Annotated in this window: 15 protein-coding genes; 10 read left to right on the top strand and 5 right to left on the bottom strand. The window is 73.4% G+C overall.

What is annotated here, in order from left to right; all coding sequences use genetic code 11:
- Positions 1-6: 6 nt before the first annotated feature.
- On the top strand, positions 7-2,505 hold the full coding sequence (gene pheT, locus ACYU8I_RS15680; RefSeq protein ID WP_460842568.1) for a phenylalanine--tRNA ligase subunit beta: 2,499 nt from the start codon (positions 7-9) through the stop codon (positions 2,503-2,505).
- Between the two features lie 33 nt (positions 2,506-2,538).
- Here the strand turns inward: pheT and ACYU8I_RS15675 are convergent, their stop codons facing one another.
- The 5 genes from ACYU8I_RS15675 to ACYU8I_RS15655 form a co-directional block, all read right to left on the bottom strand.
- Positions 2,539-3,726 carry an amidohydrolase family protein gene (locus ACYU8I_RS15675; protein WP_460842566.1) on the bottom strand — a complete coding sequence of 396 codons (1,188 nt, stop codon included), beginning with the start codon at positions 3,724-3,726 and terminating at the stop codon, positions 2,539-2,541.
- Positions 3,727-3,745: 19 nt separating this feature from the next.
- Positions 3,746-6,514, bottom strand: coding sequence for an FAD-binding and (Fe-S)-binding domain-containing protein (locus ACYU8I_RS15670; protein WP_460842564.1), 2,769 nt, complete (start codon positions 6,512-6,514; stop codon positions 3,746-3,748).
- Between the two features lie 50 nt (positions 6,515-6,564).
- Entirely contained in the window at positions 6,565-8,154 is a 1,590-nt protein-coding gene (locus ACYU8I_RS15665) for a GMC family oxidoreductase (protein ID WP_460842561.1), read from the bottom strand.
- A gap of 1 nt (position 8,155) precedes the next feature.
- Positions 8,156-8,668, bottom strand: coding sequence for a gluconate 2-dehydrogenase subunit 3 family protein (locus tag ACYU8I_RS15660; RefSeq protein ID WP_460842559.1), 513 nt, complete (start codon positions 8,666-8,668; stop codon positions 8,156-8,158).
- A gap of 348 nt (positions 8,669-9,016) precedes the next feature.
- Positions 9,017-9,820 carry an IclR family transcriptional regulator gene (locus tag ACYU8I_RS15655; protein ID WP_460842558.1) on the bottom strand — a complete coding sequence of 268 codons (804 nt, stop codon included), beginning with the start codon at positions 9,818-9,820 and terminating at the stop codon, positions 9,017-9,019.
- Between the two features lie 133 nt (positions 9,821-9,953).
- On the opposite strand from ACYU8I_RS15655, the gene ACYU8I_RS15650 reads away from it, so the two are divergent.
- From ACYU8I_RS15650 to argG, 9 genes are read left to right on the top strand one after another with little or no spacing between them, the layout of a single operon-like run.
- A complete protein-coding gene (locus ACYU8I_RS15650; RefSeq protein WP_460842556.1) occupies positions 9,954-10,274 on the top strand; it encodes a putative quinol monooxygenase in 321 nt (106 codons plus the stop codon).
- Between the two features lie 41 nt (positions 10,275-10,315).
- On the top strand, positions 10,316-11,365 hold the full coding sequence (gene argC / locus ACYU8I_RS15645; protein WP_460842554.1) for an N-acetyl-gamma-glutamyl-phosphate reductase: 1,050 nt from the start codon (positions 10,316-10,318) through the stop codon (positions 11,363-11,365).
- Between the two features lie 14 nt (positions 11,366-11,379).
- Entirely contained in the window at positions 11,380-11,829 is a 450-nt protein-coding gene (locus ACYU8I_RS15640) for an ACT domain-containing protein (protein ID WP_460842551.1), read from the top strand.
- Positions 11,826-12,977 carry a bifunctional glutamate N-acetyltransferase/amino-acid acetyltransferase ArgJ gene (gene argJ / locus ACYU8I_RS15635; protein ID WP_460842549.1) on the top strand — a complete coding sequence of 384 codons (1,152 nt, stop codon included), beginning with the start codon at positions 11,826-11,828 and terminating at the stop codon, positions 12,975-12,977. Before ACYU8I_RS15640 ends, argJ begins: the two co-directional genes overlap by 4 nt.
- Complete coding sequence (gene argB / locus ACYU8I_RS15630; protein WP_460842548.1) at positions 12,974-13,933, top strand: acetylglutamate kinase; 960 nt, start codon at positions 12,974-12,976, stop codon at positions 13,931-13,933. Before argJ ends, argB begins: the two co-directional genes overlap by 4 nt.
- Before the next feature lie 32 nt (positions 13,934-13,965).
- Positions 13,966-15,192 carry an acetylornithine transaminase gene (locus ACYU8I_RS15625; RefSeq protein ID WP_460842626.1) on the top strand — a complete coding sequence of 409 codons (1,227 nt, stop codon included), beginning with the start codon at positions 13,966-13,968 and terminating at the stop codon, positions 15,190-15,192.
- A 2-nt stretch (positions 15,193-15,194) separates the two neighbouring features.
- Entirely contained in the window at positions 15,195-16,145 is a 951-nt protein-coding gene (argF, locus tag ACYU8I_RS15620) for an ornithine carbamoyltransferase (RefSeq protein WP_460842623.1), read from the top strand.
- A complete protein-coding gene (locus ACYU8I_RS15615; RefSeq protein WP_460842546.1) occupies positions 16,142-16,690 on the top strand; it encodes an arginine repressor in 549 nt (182 codons plus the stop codon). Before argF ends, ACYU8I_RS15615 begins: the two co-directional genes overlap by 4 nt.
- A 40-nt stretch (positions 16,691-16,730) precedes the next feature.
- The gene (gene argG, locus ACYU8I_RS15610; protein WP_460842544.1) at positions 16,731-18,164 is read left to right on the top strand and encodes an argininosuccinate synthase; all 1,434 of its coding nucleotides are present in this window, start codon (positions 16,731-16,733) and stop codon (positions 18,162-18,164) included.
- Positions 18,165-18,183: the final 19 nt, after the last annotated feature.

The following is an 18,183-nucleotide window of genomic DNA, read 5'->3' as shown; positions in this document are numbered from 1 at the left end:
CCCCGCGTGAAGGCCCCGATCTCCTGGATCCGCGAGCTCACCGACCTCCCGGACGACGTGAGCGCCGACGACCTCGCCGCGCGCCTCACCGCGCTCGGGCTCAAGCTCGAGGCGCTCGAGCGGCCCGGCCACGACCTGCGGGGCCCGCTCGTCGTGGGCCGCGTGCTCACGATGGAGCCCGAGCCGCAGAAGAACGGCAAGACCATCAACTGGTGCTCCGTCGACGTCGGCGACGCCAACGGCACCGGCGAGCCGCAAGGCATCGTGTGCGGCGCCCACAACTTCGGCGTCGGCGACCTCGTCGTGTGCGTGCTGCCCGGCGGCGTGCTGCCCGGGCCGTTCGAGATCTCGGCGCGCAAGACCTACGGCCACGTCTCCGCCGGCATGATCTGCTCGACGGCCGAGCTCGGCCTGGGCGACGGCGGTGCGTCCAGGGGCGGCATCCTCGTGCTCCCGCCTGACGCCGGCGCCCCCGGCGACGACGCCATCGAGCTCCTCGCGCTACGCGAGGAGGTCATCGAGATGGAGATCAACCCCGACCGCGCCTACGCGCTGTCGCTGCGCGGCGTGGCCCGCGAGGCCGCGATGGCGTACGACGCCCCGTTCCGCGACCCCGCCGCGCGCGAGGTGCCCCCGGCCGACGACCAGGGCTGGCCGGTGCGCATCGACGACCCGACGGGCTGCCCGGTCTTCGTCACCCGCACGGTCTCCGGGTTCGACCCGACCGCGCCGACGCCCGACTGGATGGTCCGGCGCCTGCTGCACGTCGGCCAGCGCTCGATCAGCCTGGCCGTCGACGTCACCAACTACGTGATGTTCGAGCTCGGCCGGCCGATCCACGGCTACGACGCCGACAAGCTCAGCGGCGCCCTCGGCGTACGGCGCGCGGAGGCCGGCGAGCGGCTCACCACCCTCGACGGCACCGACCGAGCCCTGCACCCCGAGGACCTCGTCGTCGTCGACGACTCCGGCATCATCGGCCTCGGCGGCGTCATGGGTGGCGAGGCCACCGAGATGTCGTCGACGACGACGCGTATCGTGGTCGAGTCGGCCCACTGGGACCCCGTGTCGATGTTCCGCACGGGCCGTCGCCACAAGCTCACCTCCGAGGCCGGCCGACGCAACGAGCGCGGCGTCGACCCCCGCATTTGCGAGGCCGCGGCCGACCGCGTCGCCACGCTGCTCGCCGAGCTCGGCGGCGGCACCGTCGAGCCCGGCCACACCGTCGTCGGCTCCGCGCCCGAGCGCACCCGGGTCGCGATCGGTGCCGACCTCCCCGCCCGGATCACCGGCATGCCCATCTCGGACGAGACCACGGTGGCCAACCTCCAGGCCGTCGGCTGCGAGGTGACCGTCGACGGTGACCGCCTCGAGGTCGTCGTGCCCAGCTGGCGCCCCGACGTGCAGGACCCCTTCGACCTCGTCGAGGAGGTCGCGCGGGTCGTCGGCTACGAGGACGTCCCCAGCGTCCTGCCGACCGCCCCGTCGGGCCGCGGCCTGACCCCTGCGCAGACGCTGCGCCGGCGCATCGGCCGCACCATGGCCGGCGAGGGCTACGTCGAGGTGCTGAGCTTCCCGTTCGTCGGCAGCCACGACCTCGACCGGCTCGACGTGCCCGCCGACGACCCGCGGCGCCAGACCCTGCGGCTGGCCAACCCGCTGTCGGCGGAGGAGCCGCTGATGACGACCACGCTGCTGCCCGGGCTGCTGCGCACCGTCGCCCGCAACACCAGCCGCGGCACCTCCGACCTCGCGCTCTTCGAGGCCGCCACCGTCACGCTGCCCGACGAGGGCGTCGCCGCGCCCATCCTGGGGGTCGACCGCCGTCCCACCGACGGCGAGTGGGACGACCTCGTCAAGGCCGTGCCCGCCCAGCCGCTGCACCTCGCCTTCGCCCTCGCCGGCGACCGCGACCGTGCCGGCTGGTGGGGCTCGGGCCGCGCGGCGAGCTGGAGCGACGTCATCGAGACCGCCCGTGTCGTCGCCGACGCCCTGGGGTTGACGCTGACCGCGCGGTCGGCGTCGTACGCCCCCTGGCACCCGGGCCGCTGCGCCGAGCTGCTCGTCGCCACCGAGGCGGGCGACGTCGTCGTCGGTCACGCCGGCGAGCTGCACCCGCGCGTCTGCCGCGCCACCGGCGTGCCGCCGCGCACCGCTGTCGCCGAGCTCGACCTCGACGCCCTCCTCACCCGCGCGGTCCCGCCCCGGGCGCCCGACTTCTCGTCGTACCCGGTGGCCAAGGAGGACGTCGCCCTCGTCGTCGACGCCTCGGTGACGGCCGGCGAGGTCGCCGACACCCTGCGCGAAGGCGCGGGCGAGCTGTGCGAGCAGGTGCGCCTCTTCGACGTCTACACCGGCGCCCAGGTGGGGGAGGGCAGCAAGTCGCTCGCGTTCGCCCTGCGCTTCCGCGCCCCCGACCGCACCCTCACCGAGGCCGAGACCGCCGCCGCCCGCGACGCCGCCGTCGCCCTGGCTGCCGAGCGTCACGGGGCCGTCCAGCGCTGAGTCGTGTGCCTGAGAGGGCGCCCCAGCGCCCTCTCAGGCACACGACTCGTGCAGCACCCGCCCACCCCCGACGACCAGCGACCGAGGCGGTAGGCGGACGAGGGCGTCCATGACGTTCTCGGCGTCGAGCAGCACGACGTCGGCTCGGCCGCCGGGCACCAGGTCGAGGGGTACGCCGCCCAGCGCGCGCGACACGAACGCCGCTCCGTCGCGGGTGGCGAGCTCGACGACCCGGGTCAGTTCCTCGTCACGCACCAGCCCACCGGCGCGGGCCAGCTGCCAGCCGATGTGCAGGGTGTCACCGGTGCCGTAGGGGCTCCACAGGTCGCGGATGCCGTCGGTGCCGAGCCCCAGCGCCACCCCGGCCGCGTCGAGGTCGGCGACGGGCAGCTGCGGACGGCCGACGGGGGCGACCGTGGTCATCGAGACGCCGAGCTCGCCCATCGCCTGCAGCAGGTCGCGGCGGCGTACGGGCTCCAGGTCGGCGACCGCGAAGCCGTGCGCGACCGTCACCCGCCCCTGCAGCCCGTAGGAGGCGACCCGCTCCAGCAGCAGCTCGATGGTGAACGCACCCAGCTCGGCCGGGTCGTGCAGGTGCAGGTCGGCGCCGCAGCCGTGGCGGGCGGCGATCTCGAGCACGCCGTCGAGCTGGCCGACGGGGTCACGGTCGATGCCGGCGGGGTCGAGCCCGCCGACGTGGTCGGCGCCCGCGGCGGCCGCCCGGTCGAGCAGCTCGAGCACGCCCGGTCGGCGCAGCACGCCGTCCTGGGGGAAGGCCACCGTCTCCACCGTCAGCGCCCCGTCGTACGCCGCCGCGGCCTCCTGCACCACCTCGAGCCCGCGCAGCCCGAGCCCGAGGTCGACGTCGACGTGGGTGCGGACCGCGGTCGTGCCGTGGCGCACCATCTCGCCCAGCACGGCCGCGGTGATCTCGACGCCGGGGATGCCGAGCTCGTCGCGTCGCGCCCGCTCGTGCGCGATGCGGCCCGCGACGCCGCGCTCGCCCTCCCACGACTGCCAGGGCAGCCCCCACCACGACTTGTCGACGTGGGCGTGCGCGTTGACGATGCCGGGCAGCGCCAACAGGCCACGGCCGTCGACCACGCGGTCGGCCACGCCGGTCCCGGGGGCGACCACGTCGGTGATGGCCGCGCCGCTGACGACGAGGTCGCGGGGCTCGCCGCCCCACGGCCGGACGTGGCTGATGACGAGGTCGCTCATGAGCTCACCCAAGCAGGCCTCAGCGCGTCGCCCGCTCCAGCACCTCGAGCACGTGCACGTAGGACTCGCCCGTCGCCCGCGTCATGCCGATCTCGCAGGTCCGGTTGCCCGAGACGTACGCCGCTCCGGCCGGCAGGTCCATGGCGGCGACCTCGATCGACTCCGGCTCCGTGGCCGAGGCCGTGAGCTCGGGGTGCAGCAGGCCGCGATCACCCGCGAAGGCACAGCACCCCCACGCGACCGGCACCCGGACGTCGTCGGCGACCGCCTCCGCCAGCGCGACCAGGTCGTCGGTGGTGCCCATCGCGGTCGACGAGCAGGTCGGGTGCACGACCACGGCCGGCACCCGGTGGCTCACGGTGAGCCGCGGGAGCACGTGCTCGCGCACGAACGTCACGGCGTCGAGCACTTGTCGACCGATCGGCTCCCTGGCGCCCGGCGTGTCGGGGGCTTTTCGTTCGAAAAGACCCCGCACCCCTTCCGCGCACGAGCTCGCGTCGACCACGACCGGCAGCCGGCCGCCGTCGGTGGCGCGGTCGAGGGAGTCACGGACGAGCGAGCCCATCCGCTCGTAGCCGTCGTGGTGGCCCTTGGACTTCCAGGGCGTGCCGCAGCACAGCGAGGGCAGGTCGTCGGGGGTGCGCAGCCGGATGCCGGCCCGCGCGCACAGGGTCCGGAAGGCGGCGTCGGCGCCGAGACCACCTGAGGCGCCGAACATGGTGCCGACGCAGGCGGAGAAGAGCACCACCTCGGCGTCGGGGTCGGCGACGACCTCGCGCCGCGAGCCACCGCGGTCGAGGTCGCGGTCGTACTGCGGGAGCACGTCGGTGTCGATCACGCGCCGGCCCAGCCGCGACGCGGCCGAGGCCAGCCCCGGCGCACGGGAGGCGAGCGTGAGCCCGGCCGAGGCCGCCCGGGTGGTGCGGTCCCAGTAGCCCGCGGCGGCGGTCCAGGCCTTGTCGCCCGGCGGGTCGTCGGCGCGCAGCCGCTTGACCAGGTCGCCGGTGTTGATCAGTACGGGGCAGGCGGTCGCGCACATGCCGTCGGCGGCGCAGGTCTCGAGGCCGTCGTACTCGTAGTCGGCCTCGAGGGACGCGGCCAGCTCGTGGTCACCGCGAGCCCGGGCGTCGGCGAGCTCACGGCGCAGCACGATCCGCTGGCGCGGGGTCAGCGTGATCGCGCGGGACGGGCAGACCGGCTCGCAGAAGCCGCACTCGACGCAGCGGTCGACCTCCTCCTCGACGGGTGGCGCGGTCTTGAGGTCGCGCAGCCACAGGCCGGGGTCGTCGGTCAGCACCGAGCCGGGGTTGAGCGTGCCGGCCGGGTCGAAGAGCCGCTTCACCTGCCGCATCACGTCGGTGAGCTCGGCGCCGTACTGCCGCTCGACGAAGGGGGCCATGATCCGACCGGTGCCGTGCTCGGCCTTGAGCGTGCCGCCGAGGCCGAGCACGAGGTCGACCATGTCGGTCGTGAAGTCCTCGTAGCGGCGCAGCGCCTGCTCGTCGTCGAAGCGCTCGTTGAGCAGGAAGTGCAGGTTGCCGTCGCGGGCGTGGCCGAAGACGACGGAGCCCTCGTAGGAGTGGGTCTCGAAGAGGTCGGTCAGGCCGCGGCACATGTCGGCCAGCGACGCGATCGGCACCGCGACGTCCTCCAGCAGGGCGTTGGTGCCCTGCGGCCGCGCGGCGGCGACGGCGGAGTAGAGCCCCTTGCGGGTGCGCCACATCGCCGCCCGGTCGGCCGCGACGGTGGTGAGCTCGGCGGCCTGGGCGAGCGGCAGCGCCGCCAGGCCGGGCCCGGCCGCGTGACGCGCCTCCTCCAGCTCCTCCGACGACGACCCCTGCAGCTCGACGAGCAGCGCCGCGTGGTCGCGAACCTCGAGGCCGGCGATCTGGGCCGGGCAGCCGGAGTCCTGCTGCGCCACGCGCAGCGCCGCGGCGTCGAGCATCTCGGCGGTCACGACACCGGTGGCCAGCAGGTCGGGCACCATCGCGGCGGCGGTCGGCAGGTCGTCCATGACGAGCAGGCCGGTGGCGGCGTGCTTGCGCACCGGCACCGTGCGGAAGACCGCGGAGGCGACGAAGCCCAGGGTGCCCTCGCTGCCGATCATCAGCCGCGCCAGCATCTCGGCCGGGGTGTCGTGGTCGAGCAGGCTGTTGAGGCCGTAGCCCATGGTGTTCTTCAGCGCGAAGAGGCGCTCGAGGGTGGCGACCGACTCGGCCGAGCCGCGCACCCGGTCGCGCAGCGCCAGCAGGCCGTCGTGCAGGTCGGGCTCGGCGGCCCGGAGCACGGCGTCGGCGTCGGGGGCTGCGGTGTCGAGCACGGTGCCGCTGGGCAGCACCACGACCATCGACTCCAGCGTGCGGTAGGTGTTGCGCTCGGTGCCGCACTGCATGCCCGAGGAGTTGTTGGCGATGACGCCGCCCAGGGTGCAGGCCACCTCGCTGGCGGGGTCCGGCCCGAGCGCGGCGGCGTACGGCGCGAGACGCGCGTTGACGGCACGCACGGTCGCCCCGGGCTGCACGCGCACGCGGGACCCGCCGTCGAGCACCTCGATGCCGGTGAACCCGGCGCGGGTGTCGACCAGCACGCTGTCGGAGAGCGCCTGGCCCGACAGCGACGTGCCGCCCGACCGGAACGTCAGGGGTACGCCGAGGCGGGTGCAGGCCCGCATCACCTCGGCGACGCCGGCGACGTCGCGGGGCGTGGCGAGGGCCTGCGGGTGGAGCAGGTAGTGGGACGCGTCGTGGGCCCGAGCCCGGAGGTCGAGCGGGCGCCCGGAGACCGGCACCGGCGAGGTGGGGTCTCCGAGCGCCCGGACGAGCTGCTCGGCCAGCGCGCTCAGAGCGCACCCTTCGCGAGCCCGTCGGCGATGTGCTCGGCCTGGCGGATCGCCAGGGCGACGATCGTCAGGGTCGGGTTCGCCGCCGCACCGGTCGTCATGACCGACCCGTCGCTGACGAACAGGCCCGGCACGTCGTGGGCCTGCCCCCAGCGGTCGACCACGCCGTCCTCGGGACGCTCGCTCATCCGGCAGGTGCCGAGGTTGTGCGTCGCGGGGTAGGGCGGGGTGTGGTGGGTGCCGGTCGCGCCGACGGCTTCGTAGAGCATGTCGGCCCTGCTGTACCCGTGCTCGCGCATCGCCACGTCGTTGGCGTGGTCGGCGAAGTGGACGTCGGGGGCCGGCAGGCCCCACTGGTCCTTCTCTGCGGTGTGCAGGGTGACGCGGTTGGTCTCCTGCGGCAGGTCCTCCCCGACGATCCACATGCCGGCGGTGTTCTCGTACGCCGCCAGGATCTCGGTGAACTCCGGGCCCCACGAGCCGGGCTCGGCGAACGCGGCCAGGAAGGCCGGGCCCAGCGAGAGCGTCTCCATGTAGTAGCCGCCCGCGAAGCCGCGGGAGGTGTCGAGCCGGGCCTCGTCGGCGACGATGCCGGCCATCGTCTCGCCGCGGTACATGTGCACCGGCTGGTCGAAGCGCGCGTAGACGGAGCCGGTGGTGTGGCGCATGTAGTTGCGGCCCAGCTGGCCCGAGGAGTTCGCGAGCCCGTCGGGGTGCAGCGCGCTCGCGCTCATCAGCAGCAGCCGCGGCGACTCGATCGAGTTGCCGGCCACGCAGACGACCTTGGCGGCCTGGCGGTGCAGGTTGCCGTCCTGGTCGAGGTAGAGCACGGCGTTGGCCCGGCCGGACGCGTCGTGGGTGACCTGCACGGCGTGGCTCGACGGCCGCACCTCGCAGTGACCGGTCGCGACGGCGCGCGGGACCTCGCGCACGGCGGTGCTCCACTTCGCGGTGGACTTGTCGCCCTGGAAGTTGAAGCCGTCCTGGATCGAGGCGGGGCGGCCGTCGTACGGCTCGGCGTTGGTGCCGTAGGGGCCGGTCGCGTAGTACTTGTAGCCGACCTTCTCGGCGCCGTTGGCCATCACCTTGTAGTTGTTGTTGCCCGGCAGCGCGGGACGCCCGTGGCGGTGCGTCGAGCCGATGGCCTTCTCGGCGGCGTCGTAGTACGGCGCGAGGTCGGCCAGCGTGATCGGCCAGTCGAGCAGGTTGGCGCCCTCGACGCGGCCGTAGTAGCTGCGGGTCCGGAACTCGTAGTCCTTGAACCGCGGCGTGGCGCCCGACCAGTGCGTCGTCGAGCCGCCGACCGCCTTGACGATCCAGGCCGGGAGGTTGGGGAAGTCGGTCGCCACGCGGTAGGGGCCGGAGGCGGTGCGGTTGTCGAGCCAGGCCATCTGGTTGAAGGCGGCCCACTCGTCGTTCTCGTAGTCCTCGGGCAGCAGCCACGGACCGGCCTCCAGCACCACGCTCTTCACGCCGCGCTGCGCCAGCTCGTACGCCACGGTGCCACCGCCGGCACCGGAGCCGACGATGACGACAACCTCGTCGTCGTGGCTGATGGGGTTGCCGAGGTGGGGGGTCTTGTCGGTCATTTCACTTGCTCCCGGTCGTGGTCAGCTCGTCGTCGGGGGCGACCTCGACGATCTGGTCGGGGCCGTCGTACTCCTCGACGCGCGGCGTCGGCAGCCAGTCGAGGTCGTCGAAGCCGCGGTCGACGTAACCGCCCTTGGAGAAGGACTCGCCCTCGTAGCCGAGGACCTCCCAGACCTCGTGGTCGTTGTAGAGCGTCACCACGGTCACGCCGCGGACGAACCGGAAGAACTCGGCGTCCTCGATGCCGCGCAGCAGCGACAGCGCCTCCTCGTCGTCGAGGTCCGCGAAGGCCTTGCCGCGGGAGCTCTGCGCCGACGCGTCGAGGGTCTCGAGGCCCTGCACCAGCGCGAGGCGGTGCCACAGGGTCTCGCCGACCTGCTCGACGATCGTGTCGGCGGTGCGCTCGTAGGGGCCGTCGGGGAAGTCGTCGTGCGGGTACGCCGCTCGCAGCAGGCGCACGAGGTTGGCGCGCGCCGCCGCGGAGACGACCTCGGGAGAGGTGCTCTCAGCCATGGGTCCTCCAGATCGTCCGGTGGGGGCACCGGATCGGTGTGATGGCCGCCACGCTAGGTCGGCCGCGTTCCGCCGACCACCGTCGTTCTCGCTCGGTGATAACCCCTGCCGGCCGGTCGGTCCGCGAGGGGCGGCGCCCTTCGTGGCTCGCTCCGCTCGCACCTCAGGGAGCGGGCCACGATCCCTGAGGAGGCCCGCGAGGGACGAGCGGGGCGTCTCGAAGGGCGCGGCACCGTGGCACGGGCTGGTCGCCCCCTTCGTGGCTCGCTCCGCTCGCACCTCAGGGAGCGGGCCACGATCCCTGAGGAGGCCCGCGAGGGACGAGCGGGGCGTCGCGAAGGGCGCCGGTCAGCGGGGGCGGCCGGCGCGGTAGAAGCGGCTGACGCGGGAGGCGGTCGTGCGGACGGCGTTCTCGACGTCCTGCGGCGCCCGTGCCATGTGCTCGTCGCTGCCGGACACGGCGACCGAGCCGATGAGGACCCCGCTGCTGCCGCGGACGGCGGCGGCGACGCAGGTGGCGCCGGCGACGAACTCGCCGTGCTCCCAGGCGGTGCCGCGCTCGGCGACGGTGACGAGCTGCGCGGCGAGCTCGGCGTGGCTGGTGATGGTGCCCGGACCGAAGACCGGCATCGGCTCGGGGTCGAGGTGCAGCTCGCGCTGGTCGGGGTCGAGGTCGGCGAGCAGGATCTTGCCGAGCGCGGTGGCGTGCGACGCCTCGTGGAAGCCGAAGTCGATGGGGTCGAGGCGTGGGCAGGCGGGGGAGTCGGCGACGTGGACCACGGCGATCTGGTTGCCGCGGTGCACCGCGAAGTACGCCGCGAGTCCCTGCTGCTCGTGCAGCGCCGTGATCTCGGCCCGCACCTCGCGCGAGACCCCGATCTGCTGGTGCAGCGAGACGCCGAGCTGGTGCAGCTTGTAGCCGAGCTCGAAGCGCTTGTCCTCGCGGATGTGCACGAGGTAGTCGCTGTCGAGCAGCTCGCGCGCGAGCCGGTAGACCGTCGGCAGGGGGAGGCTGGTCGCGTCGGCGATCTCCTTGGCGGTGGCGCCACCACGGGCCGCCACGACCTCGAGGATGTCGAGCGTGCGGTGCACGGACCCCGGTCGGGAGCCGTGCTCGCTCGGGCCCGGCTTTTCGGGGCTGGCCGTGACCATGGCCACACCCTAGGCACTGCCACCAACGGCGCACACCCGCTCTTGTCACCCGGTGAGAACGCGCGTGGCCCCCGGGTACGGCGCTCTGGCAGGGTCCACCGGACCAGCACGCGACCCCACCCGAAGGAGCGCCATGATCTTCATCTGCGTCAAGTTCAAGGTGAAGCCCGAGCACGCCGACGACTGGCCCTCGATCTCGAAGTCGTTCACCGACGCCACGCGCGCCGAGGAGGGCAACATCTTCTTCGACTGGTCGCGCAGCGTCGAGGACCCGGAGGAGTACGTCCTCATCGAGGCCTTCAAGGACGACGCCGCCGAGGCCCACGTCACGGCCGACCACTTCAAGCAGGCGCAGGCCGAGCTCCCGCAGTACCTCCAGGCGACCCCCAAGGTGCGCAACGTCCTCATGGAGGGCGACCACTGGGACGAGCTGGGGGAGATGAAGGTCGACTGACCGCCCCACTGTCGCGCATGAATGCATGACTGTGTATGGTCATGCACATGTCGAGCGCGGAGCAGGTCAGGGTCGCCGTCGCGGGCGCCAGTGGTTACGCCGGGGGTGAGGTCCTCCGGCTGCTGCTGGCCCACCCGCACGTCGAGATCGGCGCCCTGACCGGCGGCTCCAACGCCGGCCAGGCGCTGGGCTCGCTGCAGCCCCACCTGGTCCCGCTGGCCGACCGGGTGCTCGAGGAGACGTCGCCCGAGACCCTCGCCGATCACGACGTCGTCTTCCTGGGTCTGCCGCACGGGCAGTCCGGCCCGGTCGCCGCCGAGCTCGGCGACGACACCGTGGTCGTCGACTGCGGCGCCGACTTCCGACTCACCGACGCGGCCGCGTGGGAGCAGTTCTACGGCTCGGAGCACGCGGGGTCGTGGCCCTACGGCCTGCCCGAGCTGCCCGGCCAGCGCGAGCAGCTGCAGGGAGCGCGCCGCGTCGCGGTGCCCGGCTGCTACCCGACGGTCTCCACGCTCGCGCTCGCCCCGGCCGTCGCCGCGGGCCTCGTCGAGACCGACGACCTCGTCGTCGTCGCGGCGTCCGGCACCAGCGGCGCGGGCAAGGCCGCCAAGCCCCACCTGCTCGGCAGCGAGGTGATGGGGTCGGCCTCGGCCTACGGCGTGGGCGGCGTGCACCGCCACACCCCCGAGATCGTGCAGAACCTCTCGCTGCTCACCGACGACGAGGTCAAGGTCTCCTTCACCCCGACGCTGGTGCCGATGCCGCGCGGCATCCTCGCCACCGCCACCGCCAAGGTCCACCAGGGCGTCACCGCCGACGACCTGCGGGCGGCGTACCAGAAGACCTACGCCGACGAGCCCTTCGTGCACCTGCTGCCCGAGGGCCAGTGGCCGGCCACCAAGGCCGTCGTCGGGTCCAACAGCGTGCACGTGCAGGTCACCCTCGACGAGTCCGTACGGCGCCTGGTCGCCGTCGGCGTCGTCGACAACCTCGCGAAGGGCACGGGCGGCGCCGCCGTGCAGTGCATGAACCTGGCGCTCGGGCTGCCCGAGGCCACCGGCCTCACGACCGTGGGACTGGCCCCGTGAGCGGCGGCGGCCCCATGGTCCCTGAGGAGGTTGCGCAGCAACCGTCTCGAAGGGCGTGGACCCTCGAGGTCTTCCCCGAGCAGGTCGCCGTGGTGCGGCTCGGGCCCGGCGCGCAGGTGCCCGGGTGGGCCGAGTCGTCGAGCATCTTCGCGGTGCTCGCCACGGCCACCGAGACGACCGTCGTGTGCGCCAAGCGCTCGGTCCCGACCAAGGCCCGCCAGGCCGGGCCGTTCACGGCGTTCAAGGTGCGGGGCGAGCTCGACTTCGCCTTGACGGGCGTGCTGGCCGCCCTGCTGGTGCCGCTGGCCAACGCCGGCATCAGCGTCTTCACCCTCTCGACCTTCCCGACCGACTGGGTGCTGGTGCCCCGTGAGCAGGCCGAGGCCGCTGCGGAGGCGTGGACCGCCGCCGGCCACGAGGTCGTCGTCGCCGAGCCGGTCGAGCCGAAGGAGTCGAAGAAGTGAGCGTCACCCACCCCGCGGGCTTCGTCGCGGCCGGCCTCGCCGCCGGCCTCAAGACCTCGGGCGGCAAGGACATGGCGCTCGTGGTCAACCAGGGCCCGCGCTTCGACGCCGCCGCGGTCTTCACGAGCAACCGCTGCCTGGCCAACCCCGTGCTGTGGAGCAAGGAGGTCGTCAAGGACGGCACCGTGCGCGCCGTGGTGGTCAACTCCGGGGGCGCCAACTGCTACACCGGCAGCGAGGGCTTCCAGGTCACCCACGCCACGGCCGAGCAGGTCGCGACGGGCCTGGGCATCGGCGCCGGTGACGTCCTGGTGTGCTCCACCGGCCTGATCGGGATGCTCAACGACAAGGACGACCTGCTCGCCGGCGTCGACGCGCTCGTGCCGGCGCTGGCGACCGACGGTGGTGCCGACGCGGCCGAGGCGATCATGACGACCGACTCGGTGCCCAAGACCGCCGTGGTCGAGCGCGACGGCTGGTCGGTCGGCGGCATGGCCAAGGGCGCCGGAATGCTCGCCCCGCAGCTGGCCACGATGCTGGTCTTCCTCACCACCGACGCGGTGGCGAGCGCGGCCGAGCTCGACGAGGCGCTGCGCCGCGCGACAGCGAGGAGCTTCGACCGGCTCGACTCCGACGGCTGCATGTCGACCAACGACACGGTCACGCTGCAGGCGAGCGGGGCCAGCTGCGTCGAGCCGGGCGTCGAGGCCCTGGCCGAGGCACTGACCGAGCTCTGCGTCGACCTGGCTTTGCAGCTGCTCGGCGACGCCGAGGGTGCCGACCACGACGTCCACATCACCGTCCGTGGCGCGGCCAGCGAGGCCGACGCCCTCGAGGTTGGCCGCAGCATCGCCCGCAGCGCACTGTTCAAGACCGCGATCTTCGGCAAGGACCCCAACTGGGGCCGCGTGCTCGCGAGCCTGGGCACCACGCAGGCGGCGTTCGACCCCCTCGACCTCGACGTCGCCATGAACGACGTCTGGGTCTGCCGCGGCTCCGCTCCGGGCGAGAGCCGCGACCTCGTCGACCTCGCCGCGCGCGAGGTGACCGTGGTCGTCGACCTCAAGTCCGGCGAGCACGAGGCGACGATCTGGACCAACGACCTGACGCACGCCTACGTCCACGAGAACAGCGCGTACTCCTCATGACCGACGAGAGCGAGACCATGAACAGGCGGCCCTACTCCCACCGGCCCGCCCGCATCCTCGCGGGCGCGCTGCCGTGGCTGATGGAGTACCACGACAAGGTCGTGGTGGTGAAGTACGGCGGCAACGCCATGACCGACGACACCCTCAAGGCGGCGTTCGCCGAGGACATCGCCTTCCTGCGGTACGCCGGCTTCAAGCCGGTCGTCGTGCACGGCGGCGGCCCGCAGATCTCGCGCATGCTCGACAAGCTCGGCATCGAGTCGGAGTTCCGCGGCGGCCTCCGCGTCACCACGCCCGAGGCGATGGACGTCGTCCGCATGGTGCTGGTGGGCCAGGTACAGCGCGAGCTCGTCGGCCTGATCAACCAGCACGGCCACATCGCCGTCGGCCTCTCCGGCGAGGACGCCGGCCTCTTCACCGCCAAGGCCACCGGCACGGTCGTCGACGGCGAGCAGGTCGACCTCGGCCTCGTGGGCGAGGTCGAGCGGGTGCGGCCTGAGGCCGTGCTCGACCTCATCGAGGCCGGCCGGGTGCCGGTGATCTCCTCGGTCGCGCCCGACGCCGACGGGGTGGTGCACAACGTCAACGCCGACACCGCCGCCGCGGCCCTCGCGGTCGCGCTGGAGGCGCAGAAGCTGCTCGTGCTCACCGACGTCGAGGGCCTCTACCGCGACTGGCCCGACAGCGACGACGTGATCCAGGAGATCAGCCCCGAGGACCTCGAGGCCCTGATGCCGTCGCTGGCCTCCGGCATGGTGCCGAAGATGGCGGCCTGCCACCAGGCCGTCGTCGGCGGCGTGCCGCGCGCCACCGTGGTCGACGGGCGCGTGCCGCACAGCGTGCTGGTCGAGCTGTTCACCGCCGAGGGCGTCGGCACGCAGGTCATCCCCGACGTCGAGACCAAGCTGCGCAAGGCCTACACCGACGGCGACGAGGACGAGGAGGGGCAGCCGTGAGCACGCTGCACGAGCGCTACGCCTGCGCCCTGATGAACACCTTCGGCCCGCCCAAGCTCGCCCTGGTGCGCGGCGAGGGCGCGGTCGTCTGGGACGCCGACGGCAAGCAGTACGTCGACCTGCTCGGCGGCATCGCGGTCAACGCGCTGGGCCACGACCACCCGGCGATCGTCGAGGCGGTGACCGACCAGCTCCGCACCCTGGGCCACGTCTCCAACTTCTTCACCACCGAGCCCCAGGTCGCGCTGGCCGAGAAGCTGCTCGACCTGCTCCACTCGTCGGTCGAGCCCGCGTCGGTCGAGCCCGCGTCGGTCGAGCCCGCGTCGGTCGAGCCTGTCGAGACCACGCGACCCGCCGACTTCGGCAAGGTGTTCTTCTCCAGCTCGGGCGCCGAGGCCAACGAGGCGGCGCTGAAGCTGACGCGTCGTACCGGCCGCACGCACGTGGTGGCGATGGCCGAGGGCTTCCACGGCCGCACCATGGGCGCCCTCGCGCTGACCAGCAAGGCGGCCTACCGGGAGCCCTTCGAGCCGCTGCCCGGCGGGGTGACCTTCGTGCCGTTCGGCGATGTCGACGCGCTGCGGGAGGCCGTCACCGAGGAGACCGCAGCGGTCGTGCTCGAGCCGTTGCAGGGCGAGGCCGGGGTCAACCCGGCCACCGACGACTACCTGCGCGCCGCGCGCGAGATCACGACCGCGCAGGGTGCGCTGCTGTGGTTCGACGAGGTGCAGACCGGCATGGGCCGGGCGGGCGCCTGGTTCGCCCACGCCCGCAGCGGGGTCGTCCCCGACGTCGTGACCCTGGCCAAGGGCCTCGGCGGCGGCATCCCCATCGGCGCCACCATCGGCGTCGGCGCGGCCGCCGACCTGCTGCAGCCCGGCAACCACGGCACCACCTTCGGTGGCAACCCCGTGGCCACCCGCGCCGCTCTCGCCGTGATCGACACCATCGAGCGCGACGGCCTGATGGAGCACGCGCTCGAGGTCGGACGACGGCTGCGCGAGGGCCTCGGTGCCGACGAGCGCGTCACCGAGACCCGCGGCACCGGCCTGCTGATCGGTCTCACGCTGTCGCGGGCCGTGTCGGCCCACGTCGTCGCGCACGCCCAGGAGGCGGGTTGGATCGTCAACGCGCCCACCCCCGACCGGATCCGCCTCGCGCCGCCGCTGGTGCTCACCACCGAGCAGGTCGAGGCCTTCGTCGCGGCGTGGCCCGGACTGCTCGACGCGGCGTACGCCGCCGAGGAGGGTCCGTCGTGAGCCTGCGTCACCTGCTGCGCGACGACGACCTCAGCCCGGCCGAGCAGGCCGCGGTGCTCGACCTCGCCGCCCACCTCAAGGCCGCGCCGTACGACGCCCCGGCGCTCGCCGGCCCGCAGGTCGTGGCGCTGATCTTCGACAAGCCGACGCTGCGCACCCAGGCGTCGTTCGCCGCCGGGGTGGCCGAGCTCGGCGGCTTCCCGATGGTCGTCGACGGGGCGCTCGCCGGCATCGGCGTGCGCGAGTCGGTCGCCGACACTGCCCGCGTGCTGGGCCGGCAGTGCAGCAGCATCGTGTGGCGCACCTTCGCGCAGGCCCAGCTCGAGGAGATGGCGTCGTACGCCGGCGTGCCCGTCGTCAACGCGCTGACCGACGAGTTCCACCCCTGCCAGACGCTGGCCGACCTGCTGACGATCCGCGAGCACCGGGGCCCGCTGGCGGGCCAGACACTGGTGTTCCTCGGCGACACCGCCTCCAACATGGGCCACAGCCTGCTGCTGGCCTGCGCGACCGCCGGCATGCACGTGCGCGTCAGCGGCCCGGAGGGCTACCGGCCCGACGCGGCCGTGCTGGCGCGCGCGGTCGACATCGCGGGGGAGACGGGTGGCTCGGCGAACGTGGTCGACGACCCGGTCGCGGCCGTCACCGGGGCCGACGTCGTGGTCGCCGACACCTGGGTCTCGATGGGCCGCGAGGCCGAGGCGCAGGCGCGGCTCGAGGCGCTCGCGCCGTGGCGGCTCGACGCCGACCTGCTCGCGCACGCCGCCGACGACGCCATCGTGATGCACTGCCTGCCCGCCCACCGAGGCAAGGAGATCACCGCCGAGGTGCTCGACGGCCCGCGCAGCGTCATCTGGGACGAGGCCGAGAACCGCCGCCACGTGCAGAAGGCGGTGCTCGCGTTCCTGCTCGACCCGACCTCCGTCGGGCCCCCCGCCGGGGCGGTGCCGTGAGCCCGCAGATCCCGCACACCAAGAGCGCCCGGCAGCAGCTCGTGGTGCACCTGCTCGAGACCCACGAGGTGCGCTCGCAGACCGAGCTCGCCGAGCTGCTCGCGGACAACGGCGTCGTGGTCACCCAGGCCACGCTCTCGCGCGACCTCGTCGACCTCGACGCGGTCAAGGTGCGGGCGGCCTCCGGCACGCTGGTGTACGCCGTGCCGGCCGAGGGCGGCGACCGGGCGCCCTCGCTGCCGCGCGAGAGCGCCGCCAGCGAGCAGCGGCTCGCACGCTGGTGCGCCGAGCTGCTCGTCTCCGCCGAGGACAACGAGCACCTCGCCGTGCTCCGCACGCCGCCGGGCGCGGCCAACTTCCTGGCCTCCGCGATCGACAAGGCCGACCTCGCCGAGGTGCTCGGCTGCATCGCCGGCGACGACACCGTCCTCGTCATCGCCCGAGGCGCCCGCGGCGGCGCCGACGTGTGCCGACGACTGCTGGGCCTGGCCCAGCAGCACCCCGCGGCCGAGGCCGCGGCCGGCCAGGCCCCAGCCCCCCACTGAACGCACCAACCCACCGCACCACACCAAGGAGCACTACTCCGTGAGCAAGGTCCTCACCAGCCTCCCCGTCGGCGAGAAGGTCGGCATCGCCTTCTCCGGCGGCCTCGACACCTCCGTCGCCGTCGCCTGGATGCGCGACAAGGGCGCGGTTCCCTGCACCTACACCGCCGACATCGGCCAGTACGACGAGCCCGACATCTCCGGCGTGCCCGGTCGCGCGATGCAGTACGGCGCCGAGATCGCCCGCGCCGTCGACTGCCGCCCGCAGCTCGTCGAGGAGGGCCTGGCCGCGATGGCGTGCGGCGCCTTCCACATCCGCTCCGGCGGCCGCGCCTACTTCAACACCACCCCGCTCGGGCGGGCCGTCACCGGCACGATGCTGGTGCGCGCGATGCGTGAGGACGGCGTCGACATCTGGGGCGACGGGTCGACCTACAAGGGCAACGACATCGAGCGGTTCTACCGCTACGGCCTGATGGCCAACCCCGAGCTCCGGATCTACAAGCCGTGGCTCGACGCCGACTTCGTCGAGGAGCTGGGCGGGCGCGCCGAGATGAGCCAGTGGCTGGTCGAGCGCGACCTGCCCTACCGCGACAGCAAGGAGAAGGCTTACTCCACCGACGCCAACATCTGGGGCGCCACGCACGAGGCCAAGACGCTCGAGCACCTCGACGTCTCGCTCGAGACCGTCGAGCCGATCATGGGCGTGAAGTTCTGGGACCCCAGCGTCGCAATCGACGCCGAGGACGTCACCGTGCGCTTCGAGCTCGGCCGGCCCGTCGCCATCAACGGCACCCGCTTCGACGACCCGGTCGCCCTGGTGATGGAGGCCAACGCCATCGGAGGTCGCCACGGGCTCGGCATGAGCGACCAGATCGAGAACCGCATCATCGAGGCCAAGTCGCGCGGCATCTACGAGGCGCCCGGCATGGCGCTGCTGTGGGCGACGTACGAGCGGCTGCTCAACGCCGTGCACAACGAGGACACCATCGCGCAGTACCACCAGGAGGGCCGCAAGCTCGGCCGGCTGCTCTACGAGGGCCGCTGGCTGGACCCGCAGTCGCTGATGATCCGCGAGTCGATCCAGCGCTGGATCGCCGCCCTCGTCACCGGCGAGGTGACGCTGCGGCTGCGCCGCGGCGAGGACTACACCGTGCTCGACACCCGGGGCGACAACTTCTCCTACCACCCCGACAAGCTGTCGATGGAGCGCACCGAGAACGCCGCCTTCGGCCCGGTCGACCGCATCGGCCAGCTGACGATGCGCAACCTCGACATCGCCGACTCCCGCGACAAGCTCGAGCAGTACGCCTCCCACCCCCTCGACCAGGGCACCGTCCTCGTCGAGAACGGCACGCTCTACGGCGAGATCGAGCCCGGCGGCTACGACCGCATCGCCCGCAACCCCGCCGCCGAGTCCGACGACTCCGGCCGCGCCCTCGACGACGCCGCCATGGAGGTCGGCACCGACTGAGGTCTCGCTGGTCGTGTGC

The organism is Nocardioides marmoraquaticus, assembly GCF_054777915.1.
Note: the sequence above shows the minus strand (reverse complement) of the source record. Positions and strands in the feature narration are given on the sequence as shown.